General features: G+C 66.1%; 18 protein-coding genes. 12 read left to right on the top strand and 6 right to left on the bottom strand.

From position 1 onward, the window contains the following. Positions 1-121 precede the first annotated feature (121 nt). From E4K09_RS11035 to E4K09_RS11020, 4 genes are read left to right on the top strand one after another with little or no spacing between them, the layout of a single operon-like run. Positions 122-1,093, top strand: coding sequence for an aliphatic sulfonate ABC transporter substrate-binding protein (locus E4K09_RS11035; protein ID WP_134496898.1), 972 nt, complete (start codon positions 122-124; stop codon positions 1,091-1,093). Between the two features lie 20 nt (positions 1,094-1,113). Next, positions 1,114-1,968 carry an ABC transporter permease gene (locus E4K09_RS11030; protein ID WP_425293838.1) on the top strand — a complete coding sequence of 285 codons (855 nt, stop codon included), beginning with the start codon at positions 1,114-1,116 and terminating at the stop codon, positions 1,966-1,968. Beyond that, positions 1,968-2,756 carry an ABC transporter ATP-binding protein gene (locus tag E4K09_RS11025; protein WP_134496894.1) on the top strand — a complete coding sequence of 263 codons (789 nt, stop codon included), beginning with the start codon at positions 1,968-1,970 and terminating at the stop codon, positions 2,754-2,756. Before E4K09_RS11030 ends, E4K09_RS11025 begins: the two co-directional genes overlap by 1 nt. Positions 2,757-2,770: 14 nt before the next feature. Then, positions 2,771-3,280, top strand: coding sequence for an OsmC family protein (locus E4K09_RS11020; protein WP_134496892.1), 510 nt, complete (start codon positions 2,771-2,773; stop codon positions 3,278-3,280). Between the two features lie 9 nt (positions 3,281-3,289). Here the strand turns inward: E4K09_RS11020 and E4K09_RS11015 are convergent, their stop codons facing one another. Then, complete coding sequence (locus tag E4K09_RS11015; RefSeq protein WP_134496890.1) at positions 3,290-4,606, bottom strand: penicillin-binding protein activator; 1,317 nt, start codon at positions 4,604-4,606, stop codon at positions 3,290-3,292. A gap of 141 nt (positions 4,607-4,747) precedes the next feature. On the opposite strand from E4K09_RS11015, the gene rsmI reads away from it, so the two are divergent. Both rsmI and E4K09_RS11005 read left to right on the top strand, forming a co-directional pair. After that, positions 4,748-5,686: a 16S rRNA (cytidine(1402)-2'-O)-methyltransferase gene (gene rsmI, locus E4K09_RS11010; RefSeq protein WP_134496888.1), complete on the top strand. Its 939-nt coding sequence runs from the start codon at positions 4,748-4,750 to the stop codon at positions 5,684-5,686. Further along, positions 5,683-6,060: a YraN family protein gene (locus tag E4K09_RS11005; RefSeq protein ID WP_134496886.1), complete on the top strand. Its 378-nt coding sequence runs from the start codon at positions 5,683-5,685 to the stop codon at positions 6,058-6,060. The genes rsmI and E4K09_RS11005 overlap by 4 nt, the downstream gene beginning before the upstream one ends. A gap of 107 nt (positions 6,061-6,167) precedes the next feature. Here E4K09_RS11005 and E4K09_RS11000 read toward each other — a convergent pair whose 3' ends face one another. Next, a complete protein-coding gene (locus tag E4K09_RS11000) occupies positions 6,168-7,040 on the bottom strand; it encodes a LysR family transcriptional regulator (RefSeq protein ID WP_134496884.1) in 873 nt (290 codons plus the stop codon). Positions 7,041-7,143: 103 nt separating this feature from the next. Here E4K09_RS11000 and E4K09_RS10995 point away from each other — a divergent pair, with 103 nt between their 5' ends. Beyond that, the gene (locus E4K09_RS10995; protein WP_134496882.1) at positions 7,144-7,359 is read left to right on the top strand and encodes a YjiS-like domain-containing protein; all 216 of its coding nucleotides are present in this window, start codon (positions 7,144-7,146) and stop codon (positions 7,357-7,359) included. Here the strand turns inward: E4K09_RS10995 and E4K09_RS10990 are convergent. Next, a complete protein-coding gene (locus E4K09_RS10990) occupies positions 7,356-8,225 on the bottom strand; it encodes a lipid kinase (RefSeq protein ID WP_134496880.1) in 870 nt (289 codons plus the stop codon). The genes E4K09_RS10995 and E4K09_RS10990 overlap by 4 nt on opposite strands. Positions 8,226-8,392: 167 nt before the next feature. On the opposite strand from E4K09_RS10990, the gene gshB reads away from it, so the two are divergent. Continuing rightward, the gene (gene gshB / locus E4K09_RS10985; RefSeq protein ID WP_134496878.1) at positions 8,393-9,340 is read left to right on the top strand and encodes a glutathione synthase; all 948 of its coding nucleotides are present in this window, start codon (positions 8,393-8,395) and stop codon (positions 9,338-9,340) included. 163 nt (positions 9,341-9,503) lie between these two features. Here the strand turns inward: gshB and hemW are convergent, their stop codons facing one another. Continuing rightward, the gene (hemW, locus tag E4K09_RS10980) at positions 9,504-10,664 is read right to left on the bottom strand and encodes a radical SAM family heme chaperone HemW (protein WP_134497161.1); all 1,161 of its coding nucleotides are present in this window, start codon (positions 10,662-10,664) and stop codon (positions 9,504-9,506) included. 226 nt (positions 10,665-10,890) lie between these two features. On the opposite strand from hemW, the gene E4K09_RS10975 reads away from it, so the two are divergent. Continuing rightward, on the top strand, positions 10,891-11,571 hold the full coding sequence (locus E4K09_RS10975; RefSeq protein ID WP_134496876.1) for a TetR/AcrR family transcriptional regulator: 681 nt from the start codon (positions 10,891-10,893) through the stop codon (positions 11,569-11,571). A gap of 124 nt (positions 11,572-11,695) precedes the next feature. Next, positions 11,696-12,172, top strand: a complete 477-nt coding sequence (locus E4K09_RS10970) for a DUF2852 domain-containing protein (protein WP_134496874.1) — start codon at positions 11,696-11,698, stop codon at positions 12,170-12,172. Between the two features lie 184 nt (positions 12,173-12,356). Here E4K09_RS10970 and rdgB read toward each other — a convergent pair whose 3' ends face one another. Next, complete coding sequence (gene rdgB / locus E4K09_RS10965) at positions 12,357-12,998, bottom strand: RdgB/HAM1 family non-canonical purine NTP pyrophosphatase (protein WP_193557274.1); 642 nt, start codon at positions 12,996-12,998, stop codon at positions 12,357-12,359. Next, on the bottom strand, positions 12,995-13,708 hold the full coding sequence (gene rph, locus E4K09_RS10960) for a ribonuclease PH (protein ID WP_134496870.1): 714 nt from the start codon (positions 13,706-13,708) through the stop codon (positions 12,995-12,997). Before rph ends, rdgB begins: the two co-directional genes overlap by 4 nt. Before the next feature lie 143 nt (positions 13,709-13,851). Here rph and hrcA point away from each other — a divergent pair, with 143 nt between their 5' ends. Together hrcA and E4K09_RS10950 are read left to right on the top strand one after the other, a co-directional pair. Then, positions 13,852-14,943 carry a heat-inducible transcriptional repressor HrcA gene (hrcA, locus tag E4K09_RS10955; RefSeq protein ID WP_134496868.1) on the top strand — a complete coding sequence of 364 codons (1,092 nt, stop codon included), beginning with the start codon at positions 13,852-13,854 and terminating at the stop codon, positions 14,941-14,943. Between the two features lie 211 nt (positions 14,944-15,154). Then, complete coding sequence (locus E4K09_RS10950; protein ID WP_134496866.1) at positions 15,155-15,559, top strand: hypothetical protein; 405 nt, start codon at positions 15,155-15,157, stop codon at positions 15,557-15,559. Positions 15,560-15,581 lie beyond the last annotated feature (22 nt).

Here is a 15,581-nt window from a genome sequence, read left to right as displayed (position 1 = left end):
TATAACGAACACGCGCCGATTTGAGCAAGCAGCTTGCGGGCGCGAAACAAGTGCAGCTAAAGCGCCGGGCGCGGCAGGATCCAATCCCAAGCTCCCATGCGCACAACATGGGACCTTCCACATGAGCCTGACCCGCCGCCTTCTCCTGGCCGCTTCCATCGCCACAGGCCTGACCTCCTTCGCCACCGGCGCGTTCGCACAGCCGAAGGAGATCAAGATCGACTTCGCCACCTATAATCCGGTGAGCCTCGTCCTGAAGGACAAGGGCTTCCTGGAGAAGGAACTGGAGAAGGACGGCATCGGCGTCCGCTGGGTCCAGTCGCTCGGCTCCAACAAGGCGCTCGAGTTCCTCAACGCGGGCTCCATCGATTTCGGCTCCACCGCCGGCGCCGCGGCCCTGATCGCCAAGATCAACGGCAACCCGATCAAGTCGATCTACGTCTATTCCCGTCCGGAATGGACCGCCCTCGTCACCCGCAAGGACACGGGCATCGCCAAGGTCGAGGACCTCAAGGGCAAGCGCGTCGCCGTCACCCGCGGCACCGATCCGCACATCTTCCTGGTGCGGGCCCTCCAGGAAGCCAAGCTCACCGAGAAGGACGTGAAGCTCGTCCTGCTGCAGCACCCGGACGGCCGCACGGCCCTCGAGCGCGGCGACGTGGACGCCTGGGCCGGTCTCGACCCGCTGATGGCCGCCGCCGAAGCGGAGAGCGGCGCGCAGCTCTTCTACCGTAACGCGGCCGCCAACACCTGGGGCGTGCTGAACGTGTCCGAGAGCTTCGCCAAGGACAACCCGGCTCTCGTCGGCCGCGTGCTGAAGGCCTACGAGCAGGCCCGTCAATACGCCCTCGCCAATCCGGCCGAGTTGAAGAAGTCCCTCGTGACCTACACCAAGCTGCCGGAAACGGTGATCGATCGCCAGCTGGAGCGCACGGAACTCACCCATTCCGCCATCGGTCAGCCGCAGGCCGACACGATCATCGCCGCGGGCCTTGCCCTGCAGCAGGCCGGCGTCGTTCCCGCCGACACCAACGTGCGCGCCGTCGTCGATACCCTGATAGATCGCCAGTTCGCGACAGCGGCCGCTCAATGACTTCGTCACGGGAGAGCGCCGTGTCAGGCCAAGCCACAAGCCACGCCTGGTCCTCCCAACAGGGTGCCGCCGCTCTCGCGGCTCCCTCCCCTGCCGAGAAGCGTCGCGCCTTCGACTGGCGCATCCTTCTCGGCTTTTTGCTTCCCGTCGCGGTTGCGCTTCTCTGGGAAGCCGCCGTGCGTTTCGGCCTCGCGCAGGGACGCCTCGTTCCGCCGCCGAGCCGCATCGCCGCGACGCTCTGGGCCCTCGCGGAGACGGGTGAATTGTGGACCCATGTCGGGGTCACGCTCTGGCGCATCGCCAGCGGGTTCGTTCTGGGCGCCGCCGCCGGCATCGTCCTCGGCGCGCTCTCCGGCGCCAGCAGCACGGTCCGCCGCCTGCTCGATCCCACCCTTCAGGCCCTGCGCGCCATCCCGTCCATCGCCTGGGTGCCGCTCTTCATTCTGTGGCTCGGCATCTTCGAAGCCTCGAAGGTGGCGCTGATCGCGGTCGGCGTGTTCTTCCCCGTCTATCTCGGCATTGCGGGCGCGATCCTGTCCGTCGACCGCAAACTCGTGGAAGTCGGCCACGTGTTCCGCCTCTCGCGGATCCAGCTCGCGAGGCGTATCCTGCTGCCGGCCGTTCTGCCGGAAGCGGTGATCGCGCTGCGCTCCGGCCTCGGCCTCGGCTTCATGTTCGTGGTCGCGGCCGAGTTCATGGGCGCCTCGGAGGGGCTCGGGTACCTGCTCGTCGACGGGCAGCAGATGGGCAAGCCCGATCAGATCCTCGCAGCCATCATCGCCTTCGCCCTTCTGGGCAAGATCGCCGACAGCCTGCTCGTCGGCCTCACCAAGCCCCTCGTGCGCTGGCAGGATACCGTGCGGGAGAGACTGTGATGCTTCAGCTCGAACACCTCTCCAAGACCTACGCCGACGGCACGCGCGCGCTGTCCGACATCAATCTCTCCGTTCGCGAGGGCGAGATCGTGTCTCTCATCGGGGGCTCGGGCTGCGGCAAGACCACGTTGCTGCGCCTCGTCGCCGGTCTCGACCAGACGAGCGCGGGCGCGATCCGCCTCGACGGCGAAGCTCTCTCCGGCCCGCATCCGTCCGTCGGGATCGTCTTCCAGGAACCGCGCCTTCTGCCATGGCTCACGGTGTCCCAGAACATCGCCTTCGGGCTCGCCCATCTCAGCCCGGCCGGGAGGAAATCCCGAGTGAGGCATGCGCTCGAGAAAATCGGCCTGTCGGAACATGCCGAACGCTGGCCACGCGACCTGTCGGGCGGCCAGCAGCAGCGCGTCGCGATCGCCCGCGCCTTCGTGACCAACCCGAAAGTGCTGCTTCTCGACGAGCCCTTCTCGGCCCTCGACGCGTTCACCCGCGCGAGCCTGCACGAGCATCTGCTGGGGCTGTGGGAAGAGACGCGCCCCACCGTCGTTCTCGTGACGCACGACGTGCAGGAGGCGGTGACGCTCGCCGACCGCGCCGTCGTCATGCAGCCGAAGCCCGGCCGCATCTTCGACGAATTGCCGCTCACCCTCGCCCGCCCGCGCGACAAGACGGGCTTAGCCTTCGAAAGTTCCGTTCGTCGCGTCTTGACGGCGCTCGATCATTCCCTCAACACGCCTCAACAGCAGCCGCAGCGCGAGCGCGACCGACAGGCCGCGGCGCTGTGGTGGTAACAAGGATAGGCCCCATGGACTCGACCGAACTGCGCGCCCTCCAGGCGCCGCTGAAGGACCAATACCGCAGCAATCCGGACGCCGCCGTCATCACGCTGAAGGCGCAGGGCACCCTCGACGACCAGCACATCGCCTGCAAGGTCGAGACCGGCCGCGCGCTCGCCGTGGCGGGCCTTCACCCGGCTACCGGCGGCTCGGGCGCGGAGCTGTGCTCCGGCGACATGCTGCTCGAAGCGCTCGTCGCCTGCGCGGGGGTGACCCTGAAGGCGGTTGCGACCGCGCTCGAAATCGATCTGCGTCATGGGACCGTGAAGGCGGAGGGCGACCTCGATTTCCGCGGCACGCTCGGCGTCGACAAGACCGCGCCGGTCGGCTTCAAGAACATCCGTCTCTCCTTCGAGGTGGACACGGATGCGCCGCAGGAGAAGATCGATCAGTTGCTCAAGCTGACCGAGCGCTATTGCGTGGTGTTCCAGACCCTCAACAACAAGCCCGAGCTGAGCGCGACGCTCGCGCGCCAATAGACCTTGCGGTCAGTAGCCCGCCATCAAGGTGCGCGGCGCGGTGCTGATGAGGGCAGCCGTACCGCCCCGCACCTCCTGAACGGTCAGGGCGCGGTCGTTGGTGCCGTTGGGGTTGAACCGAAACACGCCATCGGCCCCGGCGAAGCCCGCTCCGCTCGTGAGAACGCTGGCATTGTAGGCCTGCGGTCCCTGCATGCGGGCGAGCGCCGCCGCCAGCGTCACCGCATCGTAGGACAGGGTCGCGAGGCGGACCGGCTCGCTGCCGAAGCGCGCCCGGTAGCGGGCGGCGAAATCCATGAAGCCACGCTTGTCCGGCGCCGCGAACCAGCCGCCCTGGAGCGCCGGCAGCCCGAACACCCGTGCCTCGTCCCACACCCCGGTCCCGAGCGGCTTCACCCTCTGCGGATCGAAGCGGACGGTCTGCAGCGCCTGCGCGACCGCAGGCAGGCCGTCGCCATTGTCGGGGATGAACAGGGCATCGGCCTGTGGCGATGCTCCCCCGATGACGGTGCCCAGGCGCTGCACGGCGCTCTGCGGCTGCCCGGCCGGATAGCGTTCGATGGCGACGATGCGCATGCGGTTTTCGGCAGCCGCTTCCCGCAGCTGCGCCTCCGCCACGGCACCATAGGCCGTGGCGGGAATCAGGGCCGCGACGGAGCGGCGGTTCTGCGAGGCGGCATACGCGATGATGCGGTCGACCTCCACCTGGACCATGAAGCTCAGGAGATAGACGCCTTGCGTAGCGGCGGCCCTGTCGGAGGAAAAGCCGATGAGGGGCTTGCCCGCCTGCTGAGCCGCCTGCCCCGCCGCCTGGACCGAACCGGCGAAAAGCGGACCGAGGATGAGTTCAGCGCCTTGTGCAAGGGCCTGATCGGTGGCCTCCCGAGCGCCCTCCGGCGTACCGCGATCGTCCTTCACGAGAACGGTGAGGTCCGCAGCCTGGAATTCGCTGATCGCCAGCTCGGCGGCGTTGCGCATGCTCTGCGCCACCATGGCTCCTTGCGCGGAACCGGACAGCGGCAGGATCAGCGCGACTTTCACGGGACCGTTGCCGATGGTGCTGCTGCCGATCGGCGTATGGGGGCTCCCAGGAGCGAAATCCCGTCCGGGAGTGCCCGGCAGCTGACCGGTCGAGGCGTGCTCAGGAGGGATATCGGCACGAGAGGCGGGCTCATGGGAAGCGGATTTCTGCGCGGGCCTGCTCGGCTTGTGCGCCCGGCGGGGAGACCCCATGCATCCTTGCAGCGCCAGCGTGCCCGTCAGCAGCAAGGCCAGTGCCACCCGAGCGACTGGACTCCTCGCCCCGCCCCTGACATGCGATGCCATCTCCGCCCCCTTCTTGGAAACAGCTCATCGGATCTGGAGTCAACCTTGGCCGTAAAAGGTAAACATTGTTCTCAAGACCCCTGTTTCGGCAGAACGAGGCTGCTTCCGCCCCGCAGGGCGTTCATGCGAGAATGAACGGCAATGACACAGAGAATCGACAACCGGACCAAACGGCGCGAGCCGGCAGAGCGGACCGCCACCTTCACGGCCTTCGGGTTGGCCGCAGAAGCCAAACCCCTGACGGCAGGCCTCTACGTGGTCGCGACGCCTATCGGCAACTTGCAGGACGTTTCCTTCCGGGCCCTGAACGTGCTGGCGGCGGCGGATGCGATCCTGGCCGAGGACACGCGGGTGACCAAGACGCTGCTCGCCCATTACGGCATCACCACGCCGCTGGTGGCCTACCACGAGCATTCCAACGATGCCGTGCGCGAGCGGATGGTTCATCGGATCCGCGAAGGCCAGGCCCTGGCTCTGGTGTCGGATGCCGGCACCCCGCTCGTCTCGGACCCCGGCTACAAGCTCGTTCAGGCGGCCATCGAGGAGGGTTTGCCGGTCACGCCCATTCCCGGACCCTCGGCGGTGCTCACGGCTCTCGTGGCCTCGGGGCTGCCGACCGACCGCTTCTTCTTCGAGGGCTTCCTGCCTCCGAAGAGCGCGGCACGGCGCGCGCGGCTCACCGAGATCGCCGCGATCCCCGGCACATTGATGCTCTTCGAAGGTCCGCATCGCCTTCCCGAGATGCTGGCGGACGCCGCGGCCGTTCTCGGCGAGCGGCAGGCCGTGGTTGCGCGCGAGCTCACCAAGATGTTCGAAACGATCCGGCGCGGGACCCTGCCGGAACTCGCGGCGCAATTCGCGGAAGAAGGCCCGCCGAAAGGCGAGATCGTGGTGCTGATCGGCGAGGCCACGAAGGAGATGCACGCGGCGGAAGCCGACGCCGCGCTCGACGGCAGGCTCGAAGCGGCGCTCAGGAATCATTCCATCAAGGATGCGGCCGCGCTGGTTGCGGCGGAACTCGGCCTGCCGAAGCGCGAGGTTTATGCCCGCGCGCTCGAACTCGCGAAAAGAGACGCATGAGGACGGCTCTCGAGCGCCGGCGCGTCACGTTCCTGCGCGGCCATCGCGCGGAATGGATCGCCCTTCTGTTCCTCCTCGCGAAAGGCTATCGCCCACTCGCGCGCCGCTATGCCGCCGCGGGCGGCGAGATCGATCTCATCGTCACGCGCGGCGACACCATCGCCTTCGTCGAGGTGAAGGCGCGCGGAGCGATGGACGACGCGCTGTCCGCCATCACCGCCATGAAGCGTCGGCGCTTCTCCCGCGCCGCGCGGGCCTGGCTGGCGCGCCATCCGCGGGCGCAGGGAAAGACATGGCGCGCGGACGCGGTGTTCATCGCACCGCGCTGCCTCCCGCAACACCTCGTCTCGGCGTTCGAACTGGAGATGATCTGAAGGTCACACGTTCCGTGTGACGGCATGAGAGCTGCGCGCTGCGCTCTCCAAAGGTGGAGCATCGGATTGAACCCCAAAAGTGGAGTCCCCTTTTCACGTCCGATGCTCTAAGCCGCCAGCTTGCGCGGATCCCTCACCGCATCGCGGATCATGCGGGCCATCTCCTGCACAATGTGATTGCCGCCCCCCTTCGGCAGGTAGAGATTGACCATGAAGGGGGGAAGCAGCGGCAGGCCCGTCTCCGGACCCAGCACTTCCAGGTTGGCCGGCACGGTGGATGCCATCCAGGCCATCACGGCGGTATCGGCGGCAACGGTCGCCACCTGCGCCGAGGTGTTGGTGGAATCGAAAACCTGCCGCCACTCGATCCCGGCCTTCTGGAGGGCCTCGCGGATCGGAGCGCGGAACGCGCAATCGGAACAGCCGATGGACACCGGCAGCGGCCGCTTCCAGGCCGCCTCGCCTCCACGCGCGCCGACCCAGACGAGACGGTCCATCACGAGGTTTTCACCGTCCGCGTCGCACAGAAGTTCGGTCGCCATCACCACGTCCACCTTCCCGGCCGCGAGCTTTCCGCGAAGCTCGGCGCTCGATCCGCTGTGAAGCGTGATCTGCACGCGCGGATAATTGCGCGCGAAGCCCTTCAGGAAGGTGGGCAGGTAGGTGGTGATGATGTCGCTGGGAATGCCGAGCCGGATTTCACCTTCGAACTCGGGCGTCGTCATCTCGGTCCAGATCTCGTCGTTCATGGCGAGCAGGCGTTTCGCCCGCCCGAACAGCCGCTCGCCCGCCCGCGTCAGGGTCACGCCGCGCCTGTCGCGCGTGATCAGCTCTTCGCCCAGGGTCTCCTCAAGCCGCTTGATCTGCTGGCTCACGGCCGCCTGGGTCAGGTTGAGGACACCGGAGGCGGCCGTCATGCCGCCCGTGTCCACCACCGCCACGAAGGCCCTTAGAAGGCTGACGTCGAGGTTGTGGGGCATGGCTCACCTCCATAATGGATGTTTATCTTACATATAATGAACATTCGTTTCACTTATGCAAGGGCCGGGACCATACTCTTCTCATCACCTCATGGAGAGTGTCATGTCGAACTTCTCAAGCACCTGCACGGAAGCCTATTGCGAGACCTCGACGGCGCCCGCTTCCGGCCTGAGGAACCTGTTCTCCGCCGTGATGCGTGAAATCCGCATCCGCCGCGCCCTGCGGGAAGTGGCGGCTCTGGACGATGCCTTGCTTCAGGATATCGGCCTCGGGCCCGGCAATTTCGAGGATGCCATCCGTCACGGACGTAATCGCTAAGGCGCGAACACCGTGACGGCCGAGGGCCTGATGGAGAAATGCGCGGGCGTCCGGGTCACGATCTCGCCATCCGCATTGATGGGCCGCGGCCTCCTCGTGCGGATGTCGAATTCCCTGGCGCGGATGGCCCGCACCTCGCTCCAGGCGCCGTGTTCGCCGGAGCGGAACGAACGCGCCATGAAGGCGAGCTTCCAGGCGCGCTCGAATTCCAGGCTGTAGAGATCGAGATGCTGGTCGTCGATCGCCGCATCCTTCTCCACGGCATTCCCCCCGCCATAGAAGCGTCCGTTCCCCACCGCGATCTGCAGGGTGCGCACGCGGACGGACTCGGATTCGCTCGTGATCGTCGCGCGAAAGGGTTGGGCCTGCGCCAGAACCTTCATGGCCACGAGCGCATAGCCGAGCCGCCCGAAGCGGCGTTTGATGTCTCGGGTCAGTTGCTGCGCCAGCTCCGCCGAGAGCCCCAGGCTCGCCACGTTGAAGAAGGGCTGGCCGTTCACGAGGCCGAGATCGATTCGGCGGGTATGCCCGTCGGCGATGACCTGCGCCGCGCTGTCCAGATCGAAGGGAATCTCGAGCGTCCGCGCCAGATCGTTGGCCGTGCCGAGCGGCAGAATGCCGAGCGGCAGGCCGGCCTCGATGACGCCGAGAGCCGCCGCGTTCAGGGTTCCGTCTCCCCCGCCGACCACGGCGCACTCGACCCCGTCCCGATGCTTCACGATGAGAGGCGACAGATCCTCACGCCGGCCGCATTCCACATGAACGGGCTCGATTCCATGCGCCTCGAGGGCTTCGATGGCTGCCTGCGTCTGGGCTTCGCCGCTGCGGCTCTTGGCGTTGACGATGAGGAGGGCGCGGCGTGACATGATCTATCAGATGTGGAAGCTTGGGCTTTTCCGCAAGGGATCCAGGATCCTCAAGCGGAGCCATTCGATAACACGTCTCCGCCTTTTTCGTTCATTCAGGCCCGCACAAGAGTTGCGTTCCCCGAGAATCAGGCCAATAAACCCGCTTCTCCAAGGAGGCTTGCCCCATGACCCTCACCGTTGCGATCCAGATGGATCACATCAACAGCATCAAGATCGCGGGCGATACCGGATTTGCTCTGCTGCTCGAAGCGCAACGGCGAGGTCACCGGATCCTGCACTACACCCCGGACCGCCTGTCGCTGCGCGACGGCAAGGTGATCGCAATGGTGGATCCCATTGAAGTGCGGGACGAAGAGGGGAACCATTTCACGTTGGGCACACAGGAGCGGGTCGACCTCTCGACCGTCGACGTGGTGCTCATGCGCCAGGACCCGCCCTTCGATCTCGCCTACATCACCGCCACGCATTTCCTGGAGCGCATCCATCCGAAGACGCTGGTGGTGAACGATCCGGCGCATGTGCGCAACGCGCCCGAAAAGATCTTCGTCACGCAGTTTCCGCATCTCATGCCGCCGACCCTGATCTCCCGCGACAGGGCGGAAATCGAGGCGTTCCGCCGCGAACATGGCGAGGTGGTGATGAAGCCGCTCTACGGCCATGGCGGCGCCAGCGTGTTCAAGGTCGGCCGCGAGGACCCGAATTTCGGCTCGCTCTACGACCTCTTCGCCAATCTGTTCCGCGAACCGTGGGTGATCCAGCGCTTCCTGCCCAGGATCACGGAGGGCGACAAGCGCATCATTCTCATCGACGGCGAGGCTGCAGGCGCGATCAACCGCGTTCCGGCCGCCAACGACATCCGATCCAACATGGTGCGCGGCGGTGCGGCGAAACCCACGGATCTCACGCCGCGCGAGCGCGAGATCTGCGAGACCATCGGCCCCGATCTCAAGCGCATGGGGCTCATCCTGGTCGGGATCGACGTGATCGACGGCCATCTCACCGAGATCAACGTGACAGCCCCGACCGGCATCCGCGCCATCAAGCGCCTCGGCGGCCCGGATCTCGCGGTGAGCGTGTGGGATGCCATCGAGGGCAAGGTGAAGCGCGGATAACAGATGTGGTCGCGGATGAAGCGCAGGGAGCAGCCGGCATCATTCAGCGATACCGCCTGCGTCATGGCCGGGCTCGTCCCGGCCATCCCGAGGAAGAAAAGCGCGGCGCCTCACGGAAGCGGAATCACCGGCACACGGCCGGTGATGACGTGGCACTGAACGTTCAAGCCGCCAGTTCGGCGATCACAGCATTAAGCACCGGGAAGCCCTTCTCCGTCACCGCGAGGCGTGCGGTGTCGAGGCGGATGAGCCCCTCCTCCTGCATGATACGCAGGCCGCGCTGATTGAGCGGCTTTCCGGTGAAGGCCTCGTAGCGGCGCGGATCGATGCCTTCCTTCAGGCGAAGCCCCATGAGGAGGAACTCGTCCCCCTCCGCCTCCGAGGTCAGCACCTCCTCGTCGATCACGCCGTGGCCTTCGCGCTCGACACGCTCCAACCACGTCTCGGGATGCTTCTCGGTGGAGGTGGCCAGCCGCGCATTGCCGGTGACGAGGCGACCGTGGGCGCCGGGGCCGATGCCTGCATATTCCCCATAGCGCCAGTAGAGCAGGTTGTGCCGCGACTCCGCGCCGGGCCTGGCGTGGTTCGAGATCTCGTAGGCCGGGAGCCCGTGCTTCTCGCAGGTCTCCTGCGTGATGTCATAGAGCGCGCGGCCCGTCTCCTCGTCGGGCACCGTGATCTTGCCGGCATCGTAGAGCCGCTGGAACCAGGTGCCCGGCTCGATCGTGAGCTGATAGAGCGAGAGGTGCTCCACGGCATAGCCGATGGCCTGCTCGAGCTCGGCCGCCCAGGCCTCAGGCGTATGCCCGGGGCGGGCATAGATCAGATCGAAGGAATAGCGCTCGAAAATAGAGGCAGCGATCTTCACGGCGGCCAGGGCCTCGTCGACGGAATGCATGCGCCCGAGGCGCTTCAGGTCGGCATCGTTGAGCGCCTGGACGCCGAGGGAGACCCGGTTGATGCCGGCCCCGCGATAGCCGCGAAAGCGCTCGGCCTCGACGCTGGTGGGGTTGGCCTCCAGCGTCACCTCGGCCTTCGGATCAATGGACCAGGCTTCGCCGATGGCGTCGAGGATCGCGCCGACCGTCTGCGGCCTCATGAGCGAGGGCGTGCCGCCGCCGAAGAAGATGCTGGTGACCGTCCGTCCAGGAATGCGCGCCGCCGTATGGGCGATCTCGCGCTTGAAGGCCGCCAGGAACCGCTCCTGATCCACCGGCTGGTGGCGGACATGGCTGTTGAAATCGCAATAGGGGCATTTGGAGGCGCAGAAGGGCCAATGGACATAAACGCCAAAGCCCACATCGCGCGTCGGATGATCGATCATGCGGCGTATATGGCAGCTCTTGCCCCTCACGTCACGGGTGGCGTTGTCGCGTGGTCGATACCGGCGCACCCCATCCTGCCTCTGCCTCGCAGGAATACAGAAACGAGGCACACACTTTGGTGAACCTCTTGCCGAAGCAGTTGTTCATCCTTCATGAGGCTTCCACCCTAGCCTCTGCCGAGGCCCGGGCTTAGGATCGGCGGCAGTAGAGTTCAAAGGACCCATCATGCGGCACTGGCGCGGCCCATTCGACCGGCAGGGCTATCACCACGGAAATCTGAAGGAAGCCCTGATCGAGGCAGCGCAGCGCTTCATCGCCGAGCGCGGCCTTGGCGGCTTCACCCTGGCCGATGCCGCCAAGCTCGTCGGCGTCACCCCGGCGGCCCTGTATCGCCATTTCCGCGGCCGCGAGGCGCTGGTGGCCGAAGTGGCCTTTCGCGGCTTCGACGAGCTCGCCAAGCGGCTTGGCAAGGCTCTGCAGAGCGAAGGCACGGCGCTCGAGCGCTTCACCCGCATGGGCGAGGCCTACCTCGCCTTCGCGGAGCAGGAGCCCGGCTTCTATGCTGCCATGTTCTCGGCCAAACCCGTGGACGGCGCGGATTGCGGTCCCTGGGGCAAGGGCGCTTCGGAGAAGAGCGGTCCGGAGGGGCCTCGGACGGCCGGCAATGCCTTCGACTATCTGGTTCAGGCCCTCTCGACGACCTTCCCGGAAGGATTCCAGGGCGTCGACGCCCGCTTCATTGCCATCGAGGTCTGGGCGCTCTCCCATGGCATTGCGACCCTCGACGCCGCAGGGCAGCTACCGAAGGGACCGGGCCTGCCGGACAAGTACGAGCTGCTGCGTGCGGGCGTGCTCGCCCTGGTCCATGGGGCTTTGAAAGGCAAGGCGCAGACGGCCGGCCGCTGATCCTCCCCGACCGAGCCCAACTGCCTGCCCCATTCACGTGGAAAATTCGAACGACCTTCCCTTGAAAGCGCCAAGATCGATACGCATGTTAATGTTGTTAGCATTAACATAGCGAGACCCAACGATGTCTGACTCTGCTTCAACCGCCTGGAATCAGGGCCCCCATGCGGGGCCTTGGAATACCGGCGCTCACCGCCGCTGCGGGCGCTCACCCCGACGCGGTCTGGAGATCGTCGCCATCATCCTGGGCTTCATCTTTGCCTGGCCGCTCGCGCTGGCCTACCTGGTGTGGAAAATGTGTGGATATCCCAAATACGACGAGGCGAAAGCCTTCTTCCGCGACACCCTCGGCCGCGCGTCTGAGGATCTGTTCGGGTCGCGCCGCGCCGCGGGCGGCTTCGCCTATGCGAGCTCCGGCAATGCGGCCTTCGACGACTACCGCCGCAGCGAGTTGGAGCGCCTCGAGGAAGAGCGCCGCAAGCTCGACGAGGAGGCCCGCGCCTTCCGTGACTTCGTGGAAGAGCTGAAGCGCGCCAAGGACCGCGAGGAGTTCGATGCCTTCATGGCCAAGCGCCGCGGCAACGGTCCGACCAACGTTTAAATTCTTAAGCCAGGAGAAGCGCCCCGTCGGGGCGCTTCTTCGTTCAAGCGCATCGTTTGCATCGCCGCCACCGGATTTGATCCGAGGATCAGTCCCGGCCGTCCCTGCCTGGGGACGCACGGTGCCTCACTGAGGTGGGATCACCGGCACAAGGCCGGTGAAGGCATGGAGATGCTTGCGGAGCCTATGTTCTCTTCAAACACCCCGCCGCGAGCGTCACGAAGGCGCGCGCCCGGTGGGAGAGCCCTTCCGGCTGCGGGTTCGACCAGTCGATGCCGTGCTTTTCCTCGGACGACAGCTCGCCGAAGGTCTGGGTGAAGCCGTCAGGCCGGAACATCGGATCGTAGCCGAACCCCTTATCGCCCCGCGGCGGCCAGACGACCTCTCCGAAAACGCGGCCCTCGAACAATTCCTCATGCCCGTCCGGCCAAGCGATGACGAGAGCGGACACGAAGTGCGCCCGCTTGTCCGTGGCCTCGCGCTTCTCCAGTTCCCGCTGGACTCGCTCCATGGCGGCCCGGAAATCCCGGTTCGGGCCGGCCCAGTCCGCTGTGAACAATCCCGGCGCGCCGTCGAGCGCATGGACGCAGAGCCCCGAATCGTCGGAAAGCGCCGGCAGGCCCGTCGCCTTCGAGGCGGCGTGCGCCTTGATGGCGGCGTTCTCGGCGAACATGTGCCCGGTCTCCTCGGGAACGGGCAGGCCGAGCTCGCCCGCCGACACGGCTTCGATCCCGAACGGCGCCAGCAGCTCCTGCATCTCGCGAAGTTTGCCCCCATTGTGGGTGGCGATGACGACCTTGCCGGTGAGAGGACGGTGCCGCATCACGCTACCGCCTTTTTCTGTAGCTCGACAAGCTGCGCCACGCCCTCCTTGGCAAGGCGCAGGAGGTTCAGGAACTCGTCTTCCGAGAAGGGCTTGCCCTCCGCCGTGCCCTGCACCTCGACGATCCCGCCGGAGCCCGTGATGACGAAGTTGGCGTCCGTCTCGGCCGCGGAATCCTCCGCATAATCGAGATCGAGCACCGGCTGTCCCTGGTAGATGCCGCAGGAAATGGCGGCCACCGGCTCGCGCAGGGGATTGATCGAGATGATCGAGCGGCCCTGCATCCAGGTGAAGCATTCGTGCAGGGCCACCCAGGCGCCGGTGATGGAGGCGGTGCGGGTGCCGCCATCGGCCTGGATCACATCGCAGTCGAGCACGATCTGGCGCTCCCCGATGGCCGGCAGGTTCACGACCGCGCGGAGCGAGCGGCCGATCAGGCGCTGGATCTCCTGGGTCCGGCCGGAAGGCTTGCCGGAATTCACCTCGCGCTTGGTTCGCTCATGGGTGGCGCGGGGCAGCATGGAATATTCCGCCGTCACCCAGCCCCTGCCCGTCCCGCGCAGCCACGGCGGGCCCTTTTCCTCGAGCGAGGCGGTGCAGAGCACCTTGGTGTTTCCGAAGGAAACGAGGCAGGATCCCTCCGCATAGCGCGCGACGCCGCGCTCCAGGGTGACGGGACGCAGTTCGCCGGGGGCGCGATTGGACGGGCGCATGGTCGTGATCTCCTGAGGCTTGCCTGGATGCCTGTTTGGGGCCAGAGCACGCATTAGGCAAGCTCAAGCCTTGCCTAATGGGCCGCCGATCCGCACATAATGCTCACTTGCAGGGTGGAAGTGTGAAAGCGTAGAACCCTTACATGCATGCAACCGGTCCCCTCTCGAACCTCTCGGACAGCCGCGCCATCGCGGAGCTGAACGACCGTTCCCGCGAGATTTTCCGCCGGATCGTCGAGAGCTACCTCATGACCGGCGAGCCGGTCGGCTCACGCCATCTCTCGCGCATCCTGCCGATGACGCTCTCTCCGGCCTCGATTCGCAACGTGATGGCGGATCTGGAGGCCGCAGGCCTGATCTTCGCGCCTCATACCAGCGCCGGGCGCCTGCCGACGGAAATCGGCCTGCGCTTCTTCGTCGACGCCATGCTGGAGATCGGCGACGTGTCCGCCGACGAGCGGGCCCGCATCGAGGCTCAAATGCGGGCCGCCGCGAGCGGCCACACCATGGAATCCGCTCTGGCCGAAGCCTCGGCTTTGCTGTCGGGGGTCTCGCGCGGCGCAGGCGTGGTGGTGACGTCGAAATCGAATGCCCGCCTGAAGCATATCGAGTTCGTGCGGCTCGATCCGACCCGCGCGCTCGTGGTGCTGGTATCGGAGGACGGCTCCATCGAAAACCGCCTTCTCGACCTGCCCGCAGGCCTGCCCGCCGGTGCGCTGACGGAGGCCGGCAACTTCCTCAATGCACGCATTCAGGGCAAGACGCTGGGTGACCTCAAGCGTGAGATCGTCACGCGCCGCGAGGAGATGGAGCGTGCGCTCGATGAGCTGACCGCCAAGCTCGTCGAAGCGGGACTGGCCACGACGGTCGGATCGGCGGAATCGCGCCAGCTCATCGTGCGCGGCCAGGCCAACCTGCTCGACGACCTGAAGGCCGCGGACGACCTCGAGCGGATCCGTTTGCTCTTTTCCGATCTCGAAACGCAGACCGATGTGATCGATCTGCTCAGCCGCGCCGAAGGCGGCGAAGGCGTGCGCATCTTCATCGGATCCGAGAACAAGCTCTTCTCGCTCTCCGGCTCCTCGATGATCGCCGCGCCGTTCCGCGACGGCAACCAAAAGATCGTCGGCGTTCTCGGCGTGATCGGTCCGACACGGCTGAACTACGCGCGTATCGTGCCGATGGTGGATTACACCGCCAAGGTGATCTCGCGCATTCTTGAACAGGGACGCTGAACCTCAAGCGACGCTTCACGCCAGTGGCCGGCCCGTGTTCACAAAGCCTTGAAAATCAAGGATCGGACGCTTGAAGCGTCCCGCTGTGATGGCGTCCTTCCATGGCGATCGCGTGCAACACATTGACCCAAATAGGAAACCATTGCCTCCCCAGGCGTTAAACCTCCGGCCCGCGGAAAGCGGCCCTTTCCCATCATCGCAGGAGGTTTCTGTGAAGACGCTCTCGATTATCGCCAGCACTGGTCTCATGGTGCTCGGAACCATCGGCCTTGCACAGGCCCAGGTCAGCGGGACGCCCGCGTCTCCCTTCCCGAACGCGGCTCCGCACGAGATCCGCACGATCAACGGCGTTCCGTGCCGCACTGTTCTCGACCGCGAGAGCGGAGCTCGCGTTCCGGTGCAATGCGCCGCGCCGACCGGCATGGTCGGCATGGATCCCACCTCGACCGGCAGCATTCTCGTGAGCCCGCCGGCCGGCGGCGTGGTATCTGGCTCCCCGAACGCTGCCTTCCCGCTTGCGGCCCCGCATGAAATCCGCACCATCAATGGTGTTCCGTGCCGCACCGTCCTCGTCGAGGGCACGAGTGAGCGCGTTCCCGTCGAGTGCGCTCGCTAACGGAACCCTTCAAAGCATGGCA

Source organism: Microvirga pakistanensis, assembly GCF_004458765.1.
Taxonomy (GTDB): domain Bacteria; phylum Pseudomonadota; class Alphaproteobacteria; order Rhizobiales; family Beijerinckiaceae; genus Microvirga; species Microvirga pakistanensis.
The sequence above is the reverse complement of the archived record's forward strand: the minus strand, read 5'-3'. Positions and strand labels throughout refer to the sequence as shown.